The sequence below is a fragment of the Pseudarthrobacter phenanthrenivorans genome (genome assembly GCF_000813845.1).
Taxonomy (GTDB): Bacteria; Actinomycetota; Actinomycetes; order Actinomycetales; family Micrococcaceae; genus Arthrobacter; species Arthrobacter phenanthrenivorans_B.
On the sequence record NZ_JWTB01000048.1, the window covers coordinates 1 to 19331 of the forward strand.

At 65.5% G+C, this 19331-nt stretch carries 21 protein-coding genes; 6 read left to right on the plus strand and 15 right to left on the minus strand.

Annotated elements, in window-relative coordinates:
* Positions 1 to 38: 38 nt before the first annotated feature.
* The 14 genes from asd to RM50_RS19380 form a co-directional block, all read right to left on the minus strand.
* On the minus strand, positions 39 to 1169 hold the full coding sequence (gene asd, locus RM50_RS19310) for an aspartate-semialdehyde dehydrogenase (RefSeq protein WP_043456024.1): 1131 nt from the start codon (positions 1167 to 1169) through the stop codon (positions 39 to 41).
* 96 nt (positions 1170 to 1265) lie between these two features.
* Entirely contained in the window at positions 1266 to 1667 is a 402-nt protein-coding gene (locus tag RM50_RS19315) for a hypothetical protein (protein WP_043456026.1), read from the minus strand.
* A 445-nt stretch (positions 1668 to 2112) separates the two neighbouring features.
* The gene (locus tag RM50_RS19325; protein WP_043456028.1) at positions 2113 to 2502 is read right to left on the minus strand and encodes a hypothetical protein; all 390 of its coding nucleotides are present in this window, start codon (positions 2500 to 2502) and stop codon (positions 2113 to 2115) included.
* Between the two features lie 499 nt (positions 2503 to 3001).
* Positions 3002 to 3412 (minus strand): hypothetical protein, encoded by a 411-nt coding sequence (locus RM50_RS19330; protein ID WP_043456030.1) that lies wholly within the window; start codon positions 3410 to 3412, stop codon positions 3002 to 3004.
* Entirely contained in the window at positions 3409 to 4050 is a 642-nt protein-coding gene (locus RM50_RS19335) for a hypothetical protein (protein ID WP_052260400.1), read from the minus strand. The genes RM50_RS19330 and RM50_RS19335 overlap by 4 nt, the downstream gene beginning before the upstream one ends.
* Before the next feature lie 20 nt (positions 4051 to 4070).
* Positions 4071 to 5096 carry a hypothetical protein gene (locus RM50_RS19340; RefSeq protein WP_156133919.1) on the minus strand — a complete coding sequence of 342 codons (1026 nt, stop codon included), beginning with the start codon at positions 5094 to 5096 and terminating at the stop codon, positions 4071 to 4073.
* A gap of 111 nt (positions 5097 to 5207) precedes the next feature.
* Positions 5208 to 5426, minus strand: coding sequence for an NF038396 family protein (locus RM50_RS19345; RefSeq protein WP_043456032.1), 219 nt, complete (start codon positions 5424 to 5426; stop codon positions 5208 to 5210).
* Positions 5427 to 5430: 4 nt separating this feature from the next.
* Positions 5431 to 6015 (minus strand): dihydrofolate reductase, encoded by a 585-nt coding sequence (locus RM50_RS19350; RefSeq protein ID WP_043456033.1) that lies wholly within the window; start codon positions 6013 to 6015, stop codon positions 5431 to 5433.
* Positions 6012 to 6815 (minus strand): thymidylate synthase, encoded by an 804-nt coding sequence (locus RM50_RS19355; protein ID WP_043456035.1) that lies wholly within the window; start codon positions 6813 to 6815, stop codon positions 6012 to 6014. Before RM50_RS19355 ends, RM50_RS19350 begins: the two co-directional genes overlap by 4 nt.
* Entirely contained in the window at positions 6793 to 7731 is a 939-nt protein-coding gene (locus RM50_RS19360; RefSeq protein ID WP_052260404.1) for a hypothetical protein, read from the minus strand. Before RM50_RS19360 ends, RM50_RS19355 begins: the two co-directional genes overlap by 23 nt.
* A gap of 113 nt (positions 7732 to 7844) precedes the next feature.
* Entirely contained in the window at positions 7845 to 8816 is a 972-nt protein-coding gene (locus tag RM50_RS19365) for an NUDIX hydrolase (RefSeq protein WP_043456037.1), read from the minus strand.
* Positions 8817 to 8825: 9 nt separating this feature from the next.
* Positions 8826 to 11075, minus strand: a complete 2250-nt coding sequence (locus RM50_RS19370; RefSeq protein ID WP_043456039.1) for an RNA degradosome polyphosphate kinase — start codon at positions 11073 to 11075, stop codon at positions 8826 to 8828.
* 128 nt (positions 11076 to 11203) lie between these two features.
* Positions 11204 to 12172, minus strand: coding sequence for a mycothiol synthase (gene mshD / locus RM50_RS19375; RefSeq protein WP_043456041.1), 969 nt, complete (start codon positions 12170 to 12172; stop codon positions 11204 to 11206).
* A gap of 33 nt (positions 12173 to 12205) precedes the next feature.
* Positions 12206 to 12904, minus strand: coding sequence for a winged helix-turn-helix transcriptional regulator (locus RM50_RS19380; protein ID WP_043456042.1), 699 nt, complete (start codon positions 12902 to 12904; stop codon positions 12206 to 12208).
* Between the two features lie 337 nt (positions 12905 to 13241).
* Here RM50_RS19380 and RM50_RS19385 point away from each other — a divergent pair, with 337 nt between their 5' ends.
* The 6 genes from RM50_RS19385 (at position 13242) to RM50_RS19410 (ending at position 18652) form a co-directional block, all read left to right on the plus strand.
* Positions 13242 to 14009 (plus strand): hypothetical protein, encoded by a 768-nt coding sequence (locus RM50_RS19385; protein ID WP_043456044.1) that lies wholly within the window; start codon positions 13242 to 13244, stop codon positions 14007 to 14009.
* A gap of 173 nt (positions 14010 to 14182) precedes the next feature.
* Entirely contained in the window at positions 14183 to 14791 is a 609-nt protein-coding gene (locus RM50_RS19390) for an FABP family protein (protein WP_043456046.1), read from the plus strand.
* A 17-nt stretch (positions 14792 to 14808) separates the two neighbouring features.
* Positions 14809 to 15543 carry a flavodoxin family protein gene (locus tag RM50_RS19395; protein WP_043456088.1) on the plus strand — a complete coding sequence of 245 codons (735 nt, stop codon included), beginning with the start codon at positions 14809 to 14811 and terminating at the stop codon, positions 15541 to 15543.
* 22 nt (positions 15544 to 15565) lie between these two features.
* Positions 15566 to 16648, plus strand: a complete 1083-nt coding sequence (locus tag RM50_RS19400) for a YgfZ/GcvT domain-containing protein (protein ID WP_043456048.1) — start codon at positions 15566 to 15568, stop codon at positions 16646 to 16648.
* On the plus strand, positions 16648 to 17073 hold the full coding sequence (locus RM50_RS19405; protein WP_052260407.1) for an ankyrin repeat domain-containing protein: 426 nt from the start codon (positions 16648 to 16650) through the stop codon (positions 17071 to 17073). Before RM50_RS19400 ends, RM50_RS19405 begins: the two co-directional genes overlap by 1 nt.
* A 52-nt stretch (positions 17074 to 17125) precedes the next feature.
* Positions 17126 to 18652, plus strand: coding sequence for a DHA2 family efflux MFS transporter permease subunit (locus RM50_RS19410; protein ID WP_043456050.1), 1527 nt, complete (start codon positions 17126 to 17128; stop codon positions 18650 to 18652).
* On the opposite strand, the gene RM50_RS19415 is transcribed toward RM50_RS19410, so the two are convergent.
* A complete protein-coding gene (locus RM50_RS19415) occupies positions 18614 to 19330 on the minus strand; it encodes a GNAT family N-acetyltransferase (protein ID WP_043456052.1) in 717 nt (238 codons plus the stop codon). The two genes, RM50_RS19410 and RM50_RS19415, sit on opposite strands and share 39 nt — an antisense overlap.
* Position 19331: the final 1 nt, after the last annotated feature.

The window sequence follows — 19331 nt, forward strand, 5'->3', positions numbered from 1 at the left end:
GTTATGCGGGCAAGGGCCGCTCGTGAGGCAGCGGGAAGCTACAGGTTGCCGGTGGCGATGTTGAGCATGCGGCGCAGCGGCTCGGCGGCGCCCCAGAGGAGCTGGTCGCCTACGGTGAACGCGCTGATGTACTCCGGGCCCATCTCCATCTTGCGGATGCGGCCCACCGGGATGTCCAGGGTGCCGGAGGCAGCCACCGGGGTCAGCTCGGCCATCGACGCTTCCTTGGTGTTGGGAACCACCTTGGCCCACTGGTTGTCCTCGTCCAGGAGCTTCTCGATCTCGGCGACGGACAGGTCCTCGCGGAGCTTGAGCGTCAGGGCCTGGGAGTGCGAGCGCATGGCGCCGATTCGGACACAGAGGCCGTCCATGATCACCCGGTTTTCCTCGGAGGTGCCCAGGATCTTGTTGGTCTCCACCCCGGCCTTCCACTCTTCCTTGGACTGTCCGTTGCCCAGGTCCGCGTCGATCCAGGGGATCAGGGAGCCGGCCAGGGGGACGCCGAACTGGGTGGCGTCGATGTCGGTGCGCTGGTGGGCCAGGACCTTCCGGTCGATGTCCAGGATGGCCGACGCCGGGTCGTCCAGTTCCGTGCTGACCTCGGCGTTGAGCGTGCCGAACTGGCTGAGCAGCTCGCGCATGTGCCGGGCGCCGCCGCCGGAGGCCGCCTGGTAGGTCATGGAGGTGCCCCACTCGACCAGGCCGTTCTTGAACAGCCCGCCGAGGCCCATGAGCATGCAGGAGACGGTGCAGTTGCCGCCGATGAAGTCCTTGGTGCCGTTGACCAGGCCCTTGTCGATGACATCGCGGTTGATGGGGTCCAGCACGATGATCGAGTCGTCGTTCATGCGCAGGGTGGAGGCGGCGTCGATCCAGAGGCCGTCCCAGCCGCGGCTGCGCAGCTCGCCGTGGACCTGTTTGGTGTAGTCGCCGCCCTGGGCGGTGACGATAATGGGCAGCTTGGCCAGGGTGTCGAGGTCGAACGCGTTCTCGAGCTTGCCGGCGCCATCAGCGAAGGACGGCGCGGCACCTCCCGCGTTGGAGGTGGAGAAGAACACCGGGTTGATGTTGGCGAAGTCGCCCTCGTCCTGCATGCGCTGCATCAGGACGGAACCGACCATGCCGCGCCATCCGACCAGGCCGACGGAAGGGGTAGCTGCTGTAGTCATTGGTCCAGTTTAGACTTCGCATCCGGAAGGGCGCAGTCGGTTACGTCACGCCGTGGACGGCTTAGAAAGATACGACGGCGGCCCGCACCAAAGGCGCTATTCGACGGGCCGCGGGAGGCCCCTGGCTCTGCGCAGCTTTTCTGCTTTGCGCTCCTTGAAGTAGCTGGCCCAGGCCACGGTGAATGGAAAAATGCAGGCGGGAAAGACCCACCAAGTCCGGCCAGCAATGTCCCATGCATTTTGGATGATGATTTGGACGACGAAATAGACCAGTCCCCCCATGCATGCCGTCAGCAGGATGGCAAGGAACAATAAACCCCCGGAGGAGTTGACGGGTTTTATAACGCCCAAACCGTCGTCCTTCCGGACTCCGTACTCTTCCTCCGTGTACGCGATGGCCTCACCGTTCTCTCCCAGGCGGTGCAGCTCTCGGTCTTCCGGCGGCTGGTAGGGAACGTAGCCAGGTTCCTGGGGAACGTCCCGGCTACGCCTGGCCATGCCGGTCCTGGCCCCAATCAAACTGGCGGGCGCTGGGTTCCGGGATTCCCCTTTCCTCCCGGAGCCTCTTGGCCCTCGAGGCCACCTTCGCCATGCGAAAGGCGTACACGGCACCGCCAACTCCGGCGGCTGTTAAGAACAGCGCACTCCACATCGGGTCTTCGCCCCTGGTGGTCGGTCCGGCAACCAGGAAAACGGAGAAGACTGCCACGGCAGCAAGAAAGACCGCCATTATGAGAAAGCCGACGGCGGACCGTACCTGTGCATGCGAACTAGCTGTGACTATGCCGAGTTCCTCCCGTGAGTAGCTGTGCAGTTCACCCGTCACGGTGGGGTGGAGGATCCGCTTCTCATTTCCTCCGGCTGCCACCTCATGTTTTCGTGCGGTTCATTCGTTGACATGTCCTGCTCCTGGTTCCGGTGCGGGCCGTTCTTTGCGCAGCATTTAAGTTGTTGGGAGCTCGCCCGGGAAGGGCTGGCGGCTGTTAGGGAAGTTCTCCCGCGTGATTTTCAACGTTCCGGGGCGTTCCTCGAACCATTTCCGCGCCTGATCATCTGTGGCTTGGTACAAAGGCTTAGGAAGTCCCCGTGCCCGCCGGAGCTTACGTGCCTGAATTTCATCGCGAATCAAGCCCAGCGTGTAAAACCAGCCGCCCGTGAAGAGGACCGTGCAGACGAGGCACAGCAGAAACGCTCCGATGTTCAAATAGATGACCCCGATAATCATCCAAATGGGGGCAAGGATCGCAGGGACTGTTAACAGCACTTCAATCAGGGTCAGGACCACCAGGCTGTGGGTGGGATTGTTGGAGCTGTAGGCCGAGGACCCGCCCAAACCCCACTCCTCAGGGGTATAGGCCTTGATGACGTCGTCCTTGCCGTACCCGTAGTAGTAGGGGCGCTAGGGAGTTAACCCTCTTTTTGTCTGTTCTAGTCATCGGTCAGGGGCAATCCGGATCGAAATGAAACAAGGCACCGGTGAGGGCCATCCTCGCTTAGAGGCACAGTGGCAGGACCAACGTCGTCACCGGCGACCGTTGCGCAAACCCAACCCTTTGCCTCCTTGCGCACCAAAAGTTCACACTGCCCTTGCGGGCCGCTGGTCCTCCGGCGCGCACCACCCTCTGGATGATTCCTAAGATGGTCTCGAACCACATAGGACTTGGCGGCGTCAGCCGAAAGCATTGGATCCAGCGGCATGATGAACCACGCCTGCACGGTGCGCGGCTGGAACAGCAGTTCTGTCCGGTCTGATTCCATGTGCAGGACGGTGTCGCCCCTGGCAGCGCTTCGGAGGAGGTGGGTCATCGTTTTTCCTAGTGCGCCCAAGCTTGCTACCAGTCCGGCCTGCTTGAGCGGCGGGTAGGAGGTTCAAGGGTTTTCCCGGCCGCCTTCCGGAGGCGTGCGGCCTTGCGCTCCTTGAAGTAGTAAGCCCATGAGGTGGGCACCAGGACAATGACAATGGCGCAGCCGATGACGAATTGCACCCAGTTGGTGACCCCTTCGCCAGTGAGCAGAATGATGGCCGTTCCACAGAAAACAGCCGAAAACACTGAGATCAAGATAGCAAGGAACAGCAGGCCGCCAGCCGAATTGATGGGCTTGATGGCGCTGCCGGTTGAGCCCTTGTAGACCCCGTATTCCTCGGGCGTCAGTCCCTGCTTCCCGGCTTCCAATTCGATCTGGCGTTTGTAGTAGCCTTTGCGCCGTGCCCGAGGCTTGGGTTGGGGCGCCTCGCTGCTCATTTGGTTTCTCCCCGGGTTGCCCGAATCCGGGTGAGCAGGCCGGCTGTGTCCAGGCCGGTGATTTCCTCGACATCCTTTGTGGGATCAATGACTTTGCCCACCGCCCAGCCGAGGCCATCTGGTCGGATGAGCAGGTGGTCTTCACCGGAGATCGACTTAACGCGGATGAACGCGGTCCCCTCGGGATGGGTTTGCCTGTGTTCCTCGATGAGGAACAGTTCGGCATCTGCGCCGTCGACATCGGGGTCCTGGGCGAAGACGAACCAAGTTCCCAGCGTTCTGGGCTGCATCAGCAGAGATACCTTGTCCGACTCCACGTGCACCACGGTATCGGTTTTCTCCCCGTCAACCAGGCTGATTTCGGACCACCGGACGGCCTTGGACAGGGCGTATGCGACGGGCACCGCCGGCCCGTCCAGTTCAAGTTCGTCGTCGACGCTGGCAAAGCCTCGGCCCAGAAGGGAAGAACTTCCGGCGATGCAGATCGGATCCGACCTGACTTCCTCTTCCAGACGGAGTACCTGGCTGGACTTCCTGGCGGCTTCGGTATCGAACCTTCTGATCAGGTATGCGATTTCGGCAAAGCCGAAGCCGACTGCCGTGTCCGGCGATTCGATGAGTTCAGTGCTGGTTGTCACGAGTTTGTCCTTTAGTTGAATTATCCGAAGCCGAGGAAGCTGGCCGTACTCTTGCCGAGGTCTGCCAGGTTCTTGCCGGTGTCTTCGACGAACTTGCCGGGATCCTTAACGGCGCTGGCCACTGTGTCCACCACGTTGCTGGCCGCACTGTTGACGAATTCCTTGACCGCAGGGATCTCGTAAATGGCAATTCCGGCACTGACTACGGTGCAGATGGTTCCGGCGGGAGGCGGCAGGAAGCAGGCCACGCCAAGTGCCGTCTTGGCGACCGACCAGCCGGCCTCTTCGTATTTCCCTTCTGCGACATACCCGGCGGCGTCGAAGGCGTTCAGGCCCACGCCTGCCCAGCCCAGGCCCCGGCCGAGTCCGCCCTTTCCAAGGCCTTCCAGGATTGCGCCCTGGCCTTTGAACAGCCAGGGGCTTTCTTTGAATACTCCGCCGAACTGGTTGAGCGCCGGGATATATTTCTGAAGATTCTTGAGTCCGAGGATATCTGTCCCGGAATCCAGCAAATTGTAAGTGATGCTCTTGCCCGGAAGCTTGGCCCAGAGTTCAACATCAGTAAAGCTGTCCAGGCCTTTGGCGGCCATCGTGCCCAAACCAAAAACGTTTTTCGGCAGATCCAAGCCCGCCTTGATCTGGCCGCGAAAACCCCACCCGTCCCGGAACGGCGAACCCTTGGCCAGCCAATCGGGCCCCAAAGGATGCGCGGGAGATCCGGAACCTGGCCCGCCAGATCCGCCGAAGCCCGGGCCGCCCGCGGAGCCGGGTGCCCCGCCGCTGGCCTTTTCCTGCTCATCGGCATTCTTTAGCAGAAGCTTTGATTCCTGCTGGAGGCGAGTAGCAGTTTGCTGCAGGAGCGCCCGGTGGCTGCCGTTCCAGCTGGACCGGAATTGTTCGGCATCACGGCCTTTCCAGGCCGTACTGCCGTTGATCTGGCTGCTTAGCTGCGTCGACTGCTGCTGCAGCAGGTCGGCCGTCTTGTTGAACTGCTGCGCGAGGGTCCGCAGTTGCTCGACGTCGGCGCCCCACAAAGTTCCTGCCACCAGGATTCCCCCCAATATTCATTCAACAGCCCCAGAGTGCTGCGTGCCCCAGCCTAGGCCAGGACCGAGCCACCCGCGATGGGCGGCCTCCCCATGCCGCTGCCAAAAGCGCTAGCTCTGGTCCGACTGCTCCAGGACAGCTGCCTTCCGGGCGCGCAGCGCGAAGAACGCGCCGAAGGTGAAGACCTGCGTGACCACCACGAGCACGATGGCCCCGGCGATCTTGTTACCGCCCAGGATCATGGTCAGCCCCACGATTGCGGAGAGCAGCGCGAGCAGGGGCAGCAGCATGTAGCCCAGGACGAACAGGGATTCGGGTTTCTTCAGCATGTTCCTAGCCCTCGGTCCGGGTCCATTTGGTGAAGCGGTAGCGCGTGCCGTTCGCGGCAGTCAGCCAGCCGTCCGGCGGGACGGAAGCGGACGCCTCCCAGGTGGGGCCGAGCTCCGGGGCGAAGGTATCGCCGTCGGCCTTTACGTCGATGGTGGTGACCACCGCGACGTTGGCGAGATCGGTGGACTGGCGGAAGACGTCGCCGCCGCCCAGGATCCAGACCGTCTCGCCGCCGTCGACAAACTGCGACTCCAGGAGCGCGTCATCCAGGGAGGGGACCACGACGGCGCCCTCCGCCTCGGGCGTGCCGGCCCAGCTTTTCTGCCGGGTGATGACGATGTTGGTGCGGCCGGGCAGGGGACGGTACTTGTCCGGGAACGACAGCCAGGTCTTGCGCCCCATGATGACGGGGTGTCCGGTGGTGAGCCGGGTGAAGTGTTTGAGGTCCTCGGGCAGGTGCCACGGCATGTCACCGTCCTTGCCGATCACACCGTCGGCGGTCTGCGCCCACACCAGCCCGACGCCGGTGATCGATGCGGCCAGTTCCTCAGTGAAGGATTGGGGATCGGTGAAATTCTCGGTGCTCATACGGCGATCGGTGCCTTAATCGTGGGGTGGTGCTTGTAGCCCACCACGTCGAAGTCCTCCAGCGTGTAGTCGAAGATCGACGCCGGCTTGCGCGTGATCTTCAGCTTCGGGTACTCGTAGGGCTCACGGTCCAGCTGCTTGAGGACCTGGTCCATGTGGTTCTCGTAGATGTGCACGTCGCCGCCGGTCCAGACGAATTCGCCGGGCTCCAGTCCCACCTGCTGCGCGACCATGCAGGTCAGCAGGGCGTAGGAGGCGATGTTGAACGGCACACCCAGGAACATGTCCGCGGAGCGCTGGTAGAGCTGGCAGGAGAGCTTGCCGTCCGCCACGTAGAACTGGAAGAAGGCGTGGCAGGGCGGCAGCGCCATGTCGTTGAGTTCCGAGACGTTCCAGGCCGAGACGATGTGCCTGCGGGAGTCGGGGTTCGACTTCAGGTTGTCGATGAGCTCGGCGATCTGGTCGATGTGGCCGCCGTCCGGAGTGGGCCAGCTGCGCCACTGCACGCCGTAGACCGGGCCCAGGTCCCCGTCCTCGTCCGCCCATTCATTCCAGATGGTGACGCCCTGGTCCGTCATCCACTTGATGTTGGTCTCACCGCGCAGGAACCACAGGAGCTCGACTGCGACGGACTTGAAGTGGACCCGCTTGGTGGTGATCAGCGGGAAGCTTTGGGAAAGGTCGAAGCGCATCTGGCGGCCGAAAACACTGGTGGTTCCGGTGCCTGTTCGGTCCGACTTATGGGTGCCGGTGGCCAGGACATCGCGCAGGAGGTCTTCATAGGGCGTTGGGATGCTCACGCCTCAAGTCTACTGGCTGGAGATCTGCGGCCCGCGGCGATTCGGGCACGCGGCGGGAGCCATTGCCCTTGGCGCGGGCCCCGGGGTGTGGCTGCGGGGCCGTCAGTTTGGGCGGCGGCCAGAGCAGCATCACCAGCAGGACGGCCAGGTCCAGGGCGCCGGCAGGGTTGAACCAGCTTGCTGTGCCGGCAGCCGGGTCGGGGCGGGCTGCGTGGTTCCCCGCTATGGCCGCCAGGCCTGCAGCAACTGTTGCGACCGTGCGGAGGAGGCGGTTCGCGGTTATGGTCCTGAGGAGGCCATCAACATCAGTGCTCAGTCCGGCCAACGGCGGCCGCCGGGCCGTCAGTGCCAGCACAAGCAGGGTCCCCACCGCCAGAACCAGCAGCGACCCCCCAAGGTACGCTGCGATTTCAACCCCGGGAATCCGTCCCTCCCCGCCGAAGGCGGCATAGCCCCCGTCACCGTCCGACCGTGATCCGTAGGGTTGGGCGGAGTAACCGGGCAGGGTGGCCGTCCATGCGATTTGGACGATGGAAAGAAGGAAGATCGCCGTGACGGTCCAGGACAGGCGGCGGGGCAGGAATGTGTGCATGCGCCGGACACTTCCAGGCTGAGCGCGCACCGACCCGGTTCTGGGATAGCTCAGTTGGCCGAGGATGTGCACGGCCAGGCAGCCGAGTACCGGCCACGCGAGGGCCGGCAGGATCTCAACAGTTCCGTTGCGGGTTCCTGGTACGGGAAGGATGCCCGCGTTGGCGGCCGGCAGCAGTGAACTCGCCAGCCAGCCGATGACTCCGGTGCACAACGCGTGCCGGGAGGCCGCCGCCAAGACGTCGCGGCCGCGGGCACCACGGACCAGGTATCGCAGCAGGAGGTAGACCCCAGCGGTGAGCAGGAGCGGCCAGAGAACGGCCATAGGTGGAACGTCATGGACAACAGCGATCGTGGCAGCCTGCACTTTTCCCCCAAAAGTGTGCGTCGTCCACTAAGTCAATGCTGCGGGGTCCGCTGGGTCAAGCTCGGCTTGCGCTAGTCGTCAAACGGCTTGAACTGCTCCACTGCCACAACCTGCTTCTTCCCGCCGCAGGCCACATGGCACACCACCACCTCGCCCGGGGACAGGTACGGCTCGCGGGCGGGCAGGAGCTTGGCCAGGTGTGCCGGCATGTGCGTGGCCAGCTGCTTGAGGACGGTCGGCAGGGCGGGCCGGTGTGTACAGGCCACCACGGCCCGCTGCTTGTCGAACAGTGATTCGATCACGGATGCAGTCTTCTTGGGACTGCGCTGGTGTTTGTGTTCGGTCAGCCCCTCCGCCAGTTTTACCTTCGCGCCGTTGGCCTTGGCATAGGGTGCGACGGTGGCAACGCAGCGCAGCCACGGGCTGGTGACCACCCGCATCGGCTTCCAGGCCTGCAGGAGCCGCCCGACGGCCTGTGCCTGCCTGGTTCCGGTGGCCGCCAGCGGGCGTTCGCCCTCCGCCTTGCTCCAGGACGAGCGCGGCTTGGCCTTGGCGTGCCGGAGCACCAGCAGGGGCCATGTATCCAGCGTGCCTTGTTCGTGCGCGTCCCGCAGGTAGTCAAGAGGTACGACGTCGGACGGGTTGGACAGCAGGCGGGCCGCCTTTTCGGGGGCGCACCACATGACGCTGTCCACTTCCTTGCCGTCCGGTACCAGCGTGGTGCCGTTGGTGACCTTGACGGCCCAGTAGTACACCACCTTCAGGCCAGAGGCCACGTGGTAGTGGATGGGCGGCAGCGGGATCCCCAGCGGTGCCTGCAGGCCAATCTCCTCCCACACCTCACGGACGGCGCATTCGGGAACGGTCTCGCCGGCGTCGATCTTTCCCTTGGGCCAGGACCAATCGTCATAGCGGGGCCGGTGGATCAGCAGGACTTCGAGGCGGTCCTTGTTGACGCGCCACGGGATGGCACCCGCAGCGGTTACGGCTACAGGTTCCCCCGGGTGGTCGGTCTGGTCGGCTACAAGTGCATCACTCGACAAAGCGGCTGCCTATCGCCGGCTCAGGCTGCGTTGCCGCGGCCGGGACGCCAGCAGCCAGGACTGGACATCTTCAAGCGGTTTCCCGTCCTCCGAGAGGTGGTGCCGGGTCCAGCGGCCCTCGTTGTCGAGGTGCCAGCTGGAGGTATCCGGGTCCATGTACCGCTTCAGGAGGTCCAGGACGTAGGTGATGTCGTCAGGGCTGGCCAGTTGCACCAGGGCCTCCACCCGGCGGTCCAGGTTGCGGTGCATCATGTCGGCCGAGCCGATGTACACCACGGGATCGCCGCCGTTGGCGAAGGCGAACACGCGCGAGTGCTCCAGGAAGCGGCCCAGGATGGAGCGGACGGTGATGTTCTCGCTGAGGCCCGGCACGCCGGGGCGCAGGGAACAGATGCCACGGACCACCACGTCCACCTTCACCCCGGCCTGGGAGGCGCGGTACAGGGAATCAATGATGGCTTCGTCCACCATGGAGTTCACCTTGATCTGCACCAGCCCCGGCACGCCGGCCCGGGCATTGCGGATCTCAGTCTCGATCCTGTCGATCAGCCCGGACCTGACCGATCGGGGCGCCACCAGGAGGCGCTTGAAGGTCGACTTCGGTGCGTAGCCGGAGAGCTGGTTGAAGAGCTTGGAGAGGTCCTCGCCCACCTGGTCGTTGGCTGTCAGCAGGCCCAGGTCCTCGTAGTAGCGGGCCGTGCGGGGGTGGTAGTTGCCGGTGCCGATGTGGCAGTAGCGGCGGAGCCCGTCCACTTCCTGGCGGACCACCAGTGAAAGCTTGCAGTGCGTCTTCAGGCCCACGATGCCGTACACCACGTGCACGCCCGCCTGCTCCAGCTTGCGGGCCCAGGAGATGTTGGCCTGCTCATCGAAGCGGGCCTTGATTTCCACCAAAGCCAGGACCTGCTTGCCGGCCTCGGCGGCGTCGATCAGGGCGTCCACGATGGGGGAGTCGCCGGAGGTGCGGTAGAGGGTCTGCTTGATGGCCTGGACCTTGGGGTCCGATGCTGCCTGTTCCAGGAACGCCTGCACCGAGGTGGAGAACGAGTCGTACGGGTGGTGCAGCAGGATGTCCCGGCGGCGCATGGCGGCGAAAACGTTGGCGGCCTTGGACGTCTCTGATTCGTTCAGGTACCGGGAGGTGTGCGGGACGTGCTTGGGGTAGTGCAGGTCCGCGCGGTCGATCGCAGCGATCACGGACAGGCCCCGAAGATCCAGCGGAGCCGGCACCGAATACACCTCGGACTCCTCCACGCCCAGTTCGCGGATCAGCAACGCCCGGATATTGGGGTTGATGTCGTTGGTGACTTCCAACCGGACCGGAGGGCCGAAGCGGCGCCGGAGGAGCTCCTTCTCCAACGCCTGCAGGAGGTTCTCGGCGTCGTCCTCTTCCACTTCCACGTCCTCGTTGCGGGTAACGCGGAAGGTGTGGTGCTCCAGGACCTCCATGCCCGGGAACAGCTTGTCCAGGTGGACGGCGATGACTTCCTCAAGCGCAATGAAGCGGGCCACCCGGCCGGGGACTGCGCCGGCGCGCGGTCCGTCGATGGAAATCAGGCGCGGGAGTTGGTCCGGGACCTTGACGCGGGCGAACAGTTCCTTGTCGCTGACCGGGTTCCTGACCACCACGGCAAGGTTCAGCGACAGGCCGGAGATGTAGGGGAAGGGGTGGGCCGGGTCAACCGCCAGCGGGGTGAGGATGGGGAAGACCTTTTCCGCGAACATCACGCTCAGTTGCTGCCGGGCGGTCTCGTCCAGTTCTTCCCAGTGCATGAGGTGGATGTGCTCGTAGGCTAGGGCAGGCCGGATCTGGTCGGCGTAGACCTGCGCGTGCCGTGCCTGCAGCCGGTGGGCTTCCTCGCTGATCCTTTCGAGCACCTCAACCGGGCTCAGGCCTGCGGGGGAGGGGACGGCGAGGCCCGTGGCGATACGTCGTTTGAGGCCTGCCACGCGAACCATGAAGAACTCGTCCAGGTTGGACGCGAAGATGGACAGGAAGCTGACCCGCTCCAGCAGGTGCAGGGTGGGGTCCTCCGCCAGTTCCAGAACGCGGGAGTTGAAGGCGAGCCAGCTCAATTCACGGTCCAGGAAGCGGTCGGGCCGGATATCGCCCTCGGGCTGCAGGTTCGGGGCGAACTCCGGGATGTCGATGCGGTCCTGGGTGGCCCTGGACGCAGGGACCTCGGATGAGCCGAAGCGGGCCCGCACTGGCACCGCAACATCCTTGGACGTGGCTGTTCCGGTGGCTTCCGGGTTCATGGCTTCTCCTTATAACTGGCGCTCTGTGCCGGCGTTTCCGCCCCGCATGGTCCGGTTTCAACCTTACAAGCATTCACCGGCCCCCGGCCCTTGTTTACACCAGGGCGGGAATGTTCCGTCCGCCCTGCCTACGCGCCGGCCGGGCCGTACATGACGTCCATATCCCACCGGGTGAACCCCAGCCGCCGGTAAAGTGCCACCGCCGCGGCATTGTCGGCATCCACGTAGAGCATGACCGCCTTAAGCCCGGAGTCGCGCAGGTGCCGGATGCCGGCAACGGTCAGCGCTTTGCCCAGGCCCATGCCCTGGGCCTCCGGGGCCACGCCCACAACATACACTTCGCCGATCGCCGGGTGATCGCCGTGCCGCGGGTGGACCTTGGTCCAGTGGTACCCCAGCAGGCGGCCGTCCCGGTCTTCGGCCAGGAAGAACCCCGCAGGATCGAACCAGTCCTCCGCCATGCGCGCCTCAAGGTCGGCCCGTGTCAGGTTCCCCTGCTCCGGGTGGTGGGCGAACGCGGCACGGTTAGCCGCCAGCCAGGCGTCCTCATCCCTGCCCGGCACAAAGGTGCGGATTGCCACTCCCTCCGGAAGAACGGCGTCGGGAAGGTCCGCGCCCGCCGTCGTCATGCGCATCTTCCACAGCTCACGCACCGGCGCATAGCCGTAACGGGCGGCGAGGTCGGCCGCCGCCTCGTGGTTGCCGTGGGACCAGGCTTTGAGGCCGTCAAAGCCGCGGACCTCCTTGAGGGCACCCACCAGCCGGTCGGCCACGCCCTGGTTACGGTACGAAGGATGCACCGCGATTTCCAGGACCCCGCTGCCATCCGGCTCGTCAACCACGACGGCGAAGCCCGCCAGGTCCTGGCCGGTCGCCGGGTCGGAGTCCTCGTCAGGGGCATACAGGGCCAGCGTCAGGAGCGTGTGCGCGCCGGAATCGCCTGCCCGCATGGTCACCAGGGTCTGTTCGGAGATGGACGGGTTGCCGTCCGATTCCTCTGCCGCGGCGAGCACGCCGCGGCAGTCCTTCAGGAGCTGCTGGTCAACCCCGCCCCGGACAACCTGGACGGGCCACTTCTGCGGATGCGCTGGAGTCATGAGCCAAGGCTATACGCCGCCGGCGGTCCAGGCTCAGGCCTCGGTGAGCTCGTCTTCCTGCTGGCGCACCAGAGTCAGGCGGTAACCGACGTTCCTGACGGTGCTGATCAGGTTCTCATGGTCTGCGCCGAGTTTGGCCCGCAGGCGCCGCACGTGGACGTCCACGGTCCGGGTGCCGCCGTAGTAGTCGTAGCCCCATACTTCCGTGAGCAGCTGCTGGCGGGTAAACACCCTGCCCGGATGCTGCGCCAGGTATTTCAGGAGCTCGAACTCCTTGAACGTCAGGTTCAGCGGCGCCCCGTTGACCCTGGCCGTGTAGCTTGCCTCGTCGATGATGACGCCGGCGGCACGGATCTCGCTGGGGGTGTCTTCCTGCTCGGGCACCGCGCGGGCAACGGACAGCCGGATGCGGGCTTCCACCTCCGCAGGTCCGGCGGAATCGAGGACGATGTCATCAACAGCCCACGCAGAGGAAACGGCAGCCATGCCGCCTTCGGTCAGGATCAGGACCAGCGGGGCGCTGAGGCCGGTGGCCTTCAGGAGCTGCGTGAGGGAGCGGGCGCCCACCAGGTCCTTGCGGGCGTCCAGCAGGACGATGTCGCAGGGGTCAGTCTCAAGGAGGGCGGTGGGTTCGGCCGGGAGGATATGGACCCGGTGGTTCAGCAATTCGAGGGCAGGCAGGATGTCCACCGAAGAACCGGTGCTGTTGGTCAGTAACAGGATGTGCGACATTGTTCCTCCAAGGGCCGTCCGCGCATCATTGGGCGACTGAACCGGATTCTCACCGGCCGGTACTGGCTTCCTGCCAGGGGTTCCAGATCCGTCAGCAGGCCGCCGGACAGCCGCCCCGGCAGGGAGCGTAGCTGAACTTTGAGTATACCCGGCGGCGTCTTCCGGACCACAGATTCGCGCTCTGGACGGGTCCGTTTTGCGACATATGCGGTTCACATAAGGCAGGATTGAACCAGGGCCACCAGCCCTGCCACGAGGGGGCGGACCAGCCTTCCGGCCGATGCCAGGATGGGAAAAGCGCAGTGAGTGCACCGACGAAGCACAGGGTGGGCCCCGCATGACCGCGGAATTGCAGGCACCTGCGCGCTCGCTCGGCTCCTGGACTGTGGGTGCCGTCGGAATCGCCGGACTCATTGCCATCGTTGCCGGGGTCTATGCCTCGCCGGAGGCTCTTATGGTGGTCGGCATCCTGATCGCCGCGGCCGTGGGCATCGGATGGCCCCACTTCCTTCGCATTCCCGCCAGGAAGACCCTCGCCGCCGTCATTGCCCTGCCCGGCGCCGCGGCCGCGGTGGCTGCCGCGCTGACGCCCGCGCCCGGTTACCTGGACTGGACGCCGGCCTTCGTGGCACTGGGCATGATGGCCGTTTTCGTGGTGCAGTTGATCCGCGGGACCGGCCAGGCGCAACGGCTTGAGTCCACCCTCGGATGCTGCGCAGGGGTGCTGCTGTCGTGCCTGGGTGCAGGCTGGATTGCCGGCGCCCGCTTCAATGGCGTCCGCGAAATGCTGCTGGTCGCGGCGGTCAGTGCGGCCGTGGCCCTGCTGGCGGGGCTCATCCGATGGCCTGACAACATCATCGCGCCGCTGGGAATTGTCCTTGCCGGCCTGGCCGGCCCCCTTGCGGGACTGGTCCTGTCGGACATCGCCGTCCTGCCCGCTGCAGTCTTCGGGGTCATCGTTGGAGCCGTCCTGGCCAGCTTCCGCCGGCTTGCCACGCTCCGCGGGGCACCGCTGGACATCCTGGCCGCCCTCGGCATGGGCCTCGCGCCGGTTTCGGCTGTGGGATCCCTCGCGTACTTCATAGACAAACTACTCATCTACTAACGGGTTAGGATGGCACCATGTCCGTACTTGCTTTTGAAATTTTCTTCCTTGTCCTGCTCGGCATCGCGAGCCTGTCCATGGCCTGGTTCGCCGGTTTTGTGGTCTACCGCCTCTTCAAGGGCCAGAAGTAGCCACCCCTTTCACCGGGCCGCCCGTTTCTCGAGGTAATGCCAATGCCCATTGAGATTCCAACAGATCTGACTCCCGAACTCGTTCCCCTCTCGTGGCTCATCGGTGAGTGGGAGGGCCGCGGCCGGCTGGGCAGCGGCGACGAGGACTCGGAACACTTCCTGCAGCACGTCTCCTTCACACACAACGGCCTGCCGTACCTGCAGTACCGCGCCGAAAGCTGGCTGACCGACGACGAAGGAACCCGCCTGCGGCCGCTCACCGTCGAGACGGGCTTTTGGGCGCTCGAGCGCAAGCAGCTCGATGCCGACGGCGGCCCCGGGCTGGTTCCTGCGGACATCGTGCCGGTGCTGAAGAGTGCCGACGAGGTGGAAGCACTGCGGAACAAGGACGGCGGTTTCGATATCTCCGTCTCCATCGCGCATCCCGGCGGGATCACGGAGCTGTACTACGGCCAGATCAAGGGCCCGCAGATCCAGCTGACCACCGATATGGTGATGCGCGGCAGCCACTCCAAGGAATACAGCGCCGCCACCCGGATCTTCGGCCTGGTGGACGGCAACCTTTTGTGGCGGTGGGACGTTGCTACTGGGGGAGAAGGCGGAAAGGGGCTGGAGGCACACGCCTCCGCTTTCCTGCACAGAGTCTCCTGATCCGGAAAGGGCCCATGATGGAAGACGGCACGGAACCAGCAGGAACGCCAAGCGGCTACAGCGGACTGAAAGCCGTCTTCTTCAACGGCACCCTCAAGAGATCCCCGCAGACATCCAACACGGACGGCCTGATCGCCATCAGCCGCCGCATCATGGAAAAACAGGGTGTCAGCACCAGGGTGATCCGTACCGTGGACCACGACATCGCCAGCGGTGTCTACCCGGACATGCGCCAGTACGGCTGGGCCACAGACGAGTGGCCGGAACTCTACCCCGCCGTCAAGGACGCCGACATCGTGGTGGTGGCCGGCCCCATCTGGCTCGGGGACAACTCGTCCCAGACCAAGAAACTGATCGAGCGGCTCTACGCGCACTCGGGTGAGCTGAACGGCAAGGGGCAGTGGGCGTTCTATCCGAAGGTGGGCGGCTGCCTGATCACGGGGAATGAGGACGGCATCAAGCACTGCTCGATGAACATCCTCTACAGCCTGCAGCACATCGGCTTCAGCATCCCGCCGCAGGCGGACGCCGGCTGGATCGGTCCCGTGGGGCCCGGCCCGAGCTACCTGGACGAAGGGTCCGGCGGCCCGGAGTCCGACTTCACCAACCGCAACACCACCTTCATGACCTGGAACCTCCTGCACCTGGCCAAGACACTGAAGGACGCGGGCGGCTACCCCGCTTACGGCAACCTGCCGGACGAGTGGAAGGCCGGCACGCACTTCGGTTTCGAAAACCCGGAATACCGCTAGCTTCCAAGGACTTCTACTACATATGACTACGCCCAGCCCTTTGTTGTCGCGCCCCGGCGCCGTCGAGGCCACCGGCCCGGACGCCGGTGTCGCCGCCCACTACGGCGAGCCCCTGCGCGAGCAACGTGCCCTCGCCGCCGGAACAGCCGTCGTCGACCTTTCCCACCGCGGCGTGGTGACAGTCACCGGACCTGACCGGCTGAGCTGGCTGAACACCCTGTCCTCCCAGCAGGTGGCAGGCCTGCAGCCCGGCGAGTCCAGCGAACTTCTGCTCCTCAGCGTCCAGGGCCGCATCGACTTTGACGCGCGGGTGGTGGACGACGGCGGGACCACCTGGCTGATCGTGGAGGCCGCCGAAGCTGCACCGCTGGCTGAGTACCTCAACCGGATGAAGTTCATGCTCCGCGTGGAAATTGCGGACGTGTCCGCCGACTGGGCCGTGCTCGGCAGCACCCGGGCCCTGCCCGAATGGTCCTCGCACCTTGCCTGGCAGGATCCGTGGCCGCATGTGTCCCCGGGCGGGTACTCCTACGCCACCGTCACGGAGGAAAATCATCCCGGGCGTGAGCGGCCCTGGTTTGAGTACCTCGTCCCCGCAGCCGGGCTGGAGGACGCCGTCGCCGGACGTGCCGTGGCCGGCGTCCTCGCCGCCGAAGCACTCCGTATCGCCGCCTGGCGCCCCCGCATCGGCGCCGAAACGGACGACAAGACCATCCCGCACGAACTGGACCTGCTGCGCACCGCCGTGCACCTGGCCAAGGGCTGCTACAAGGGCCAGGAAACCATCGCCCGCGTCCACAACCTGGGCCACCCGCCGCGCCGGCTGGTGTTCCTGCAGCTCGACGGCTCGCAGCACACCCTTCCCGCGGCCGGAAGCCCGGTCATGGCGGGGGAGCGCAAGGTGGGAACGGTGACCTCGGTGGCGCAGCACTACGAGATGGGCCCCGTGGCCCTGGCAGTCATAAAGCGTTCCGTTGCCCCGGATGAGATACTGACGGTCCTGGACGGCGATGAACCGTATCCCGCCGCCCAGGAGCTCATCGTCGCCCCCGATGCCGGCCAGGTTGTGGGGCGCCAAACCGGATTCCTGAGGGGGCCACGCTGATGATTGAGAACGCCGGAACCACGGATGGGCAGGCGGGTGCGGCGGAAGGGCACGACGACGACGCGCTGGCCCTGGCCCACACGCTTTTCCAGGCTGCCCGCGAGGGAAACGATGCGATGCTGGGTGCCTACCTGGACGCCGGGGTTCCCGCCACCATGACAAACTCCGCGGGCGACACCCTGCTCATGCTGGCTGCGTACCACGGACATGCCGGCACGGTGCAGCTGCTCCTGCAGCACGGAGCCGACGCCGACTCCGCCAACGACCGCGGCCAGACCCCGCTGGCCGGGGCGGCATTCAAGGGCTACACGGACGTGGCCCAGGTCCTCCTGGCTGCCGGCGCGGATCCGGACGCCGGTGCGCCATCGGCGCGGGCCGCCGCACAAATGTTCGCCCGCACGGAGATTTTGGACCTGCTGGGCTAGTGCCACCCGGGCGTTGCCCGGCTCTTCAACAAAACTTCAGAAGGATGAGCGGATGGAAAACGTAGAAAAGCCCTGGCCGGCGCTGTGGTCGCTGGTGATCGGGTTCTTCATGATCCTGATCGACAGCACCATTGTGTCCGTCGCGAATCCCCGGATCATGGAGGGCCTGAACGCCGACATCAACTCGGTGATCTGGGTGACCAGCGCCTACCTGCTGGCCTACGCCGTGCCCCTGCTCATCACCGGCCGGCTGGGAGACCGGTTCGGGCCGAAGCGGCTCTACCTGCTAGGACTGGTGGTGTTCACGCTCGCCTCCCTGTGGTGCGGCCTGGCCCAGAACGTGGAAACGCTCATCGCGGCCCGCGTGCTGCAGGGCCTTGGCGCGGCGGTTATGACGCCCCAGACCATGGCGGTCATCACCCGCATCTTCCCGCCCGACCGCCGCGGCGCTGCCATGGCGATCTGGGGTGCCACCGCCGGCATGGCAACGCTGGTGGGCCCCATCCTGGGCGGCGTCCTGGTGGACGGCCTGGGCTGGGAGTGGATCTTCTTCATCAACGTACCCATCGGCGTCGTCGGCTTCATCCTGGCTACGCGGAACGTCCCGGCCCTGAGCACCCACCCCCACCGGTTCGACATCCCCGGCGTGCTGCTGAGCGCCGTCGGGCTCTTCCTGCTGGTCTTCGGCATCCAGGAAGGCGAGACCTACAACTGGGGCACCATCACGGGGCCCATCAGCGTGTGGGGCCTCATCATCGCCGGTCTCGTTGTCCTCGCAGGATTCGTGGCGTGGCAGCGGTTCAACAAGGGCGAACCGCTGCTTCCCCTTGGACTGTTCCGCGACCGGAACTTCTCCCTCGCCAATCTGGGCATCACCATGGTGGGCTTCACCGTGACCTCCTTCAGCCTGCCCCTGATCTTCTACTACCAGCTGGTCCGTGGACTGACGCCCACCCAGTCGGCACTGCTGATGGTGCCCATGGCGTTGATCTCGGGCGGCATGGCACCCGTGGTGGGGAAGGTCGTGGACCGGGTCAACCCCAAGTACCTGGCCGCCGCCGGCTTGACGCTGATGGCGGTCGCCCTGGTGTGGAACGGCCTGCTGATGCAGCCGGACACGCCCATCCTGCTGTTCCTGCTTCCCAGCGCCGTGCTGGGCTTCGCCAATGCCGGCATCTGGGCTCCGCTGAGCACAACCGCCACCCGGAACCTTCCGCCGCGCCAGGCCGGTGCGGGCTCCGGCGTCTACAACACCACCCGCCAGTTCGGCGCCGTGCTGGGCAGTGCGGCGATCGCCGTCCTCATCCAGTCGCGGCTGGCCGCCGAGCTCCCGTCCGGCGGCCCGGGCGGCCCATCCGGTGAGGGCATGGGCATGGGCGGCGGTACGCTGCCGGAGTTCCTGCACGCAGGGTTTTCGACGGCGATGGCCCAGTCGATCCTCCTGCCCGCCGCGGTGGTGCTGGTTGCGGCAGCCGTTGCCCTGTTCTTTGCCAAGCCGAAGCCGGTCCAGAACTGGGGAGCTCCGGGACAGGGCCAGGCGTCAGCGAAGGTGGACGCTGGTCTGGATTCCGCCGGCTGAAAGCCCCAGTTTCCGGGCGAGGGCAAGGCAGCCGGTGTTGCTGACGTCTGCACGCCATTGCAGCGTCAGGCCGGCCGCCAATGCCTCGTGGGCGGCGATGGAGCCGGCAAGGGCACCAAGGCCTTGCCGGCGCCATTCAGGATCCACCAGGACGCCCATGTTGCCGAGCAGGCCTTCCCACTCGCCATAAGCGCCGCAGGCGAGGGGGACGCGCCTGCCAGCGATTTCATGGACGATCGTGAACCGGTTTTCGAGGTCGGAAAGCCCCACTTCGTTGACGTCGTCCGGCGGGCAGCGGCCCTCCAGTTCAATCGCCTCGGGGTTTCCGTGCGAGACCGTCAGTTCCTTGGACGGCTGCTGCAGCGGCAGGTCGTCCGCGAAGAACAGGGCTGCCGCCCCGAGTCCGTGGCCGCCCCGCTCCCGGGTCAGCTTCAGGAGGGTCACATGCTGGGCCATCTCCTCGTCGGGGATGTCCGCGGCGGCGTCGATGACGGACTGGGGGCCTACCAGCGCGGAACTTCCGAACAACCGCACGAACTCCACGGTCCTGGCTGATTCATCAGCGCGGACTATCCGTTCGCCGGAGGCCAGTGCGTCTCCGAAGGCGTCGTCGTCAAGGCCCAGCCGGCGCGCCCACGCCAGCTGGATGATGGCCGCAGAGCCGGGATCCAGTGTCATG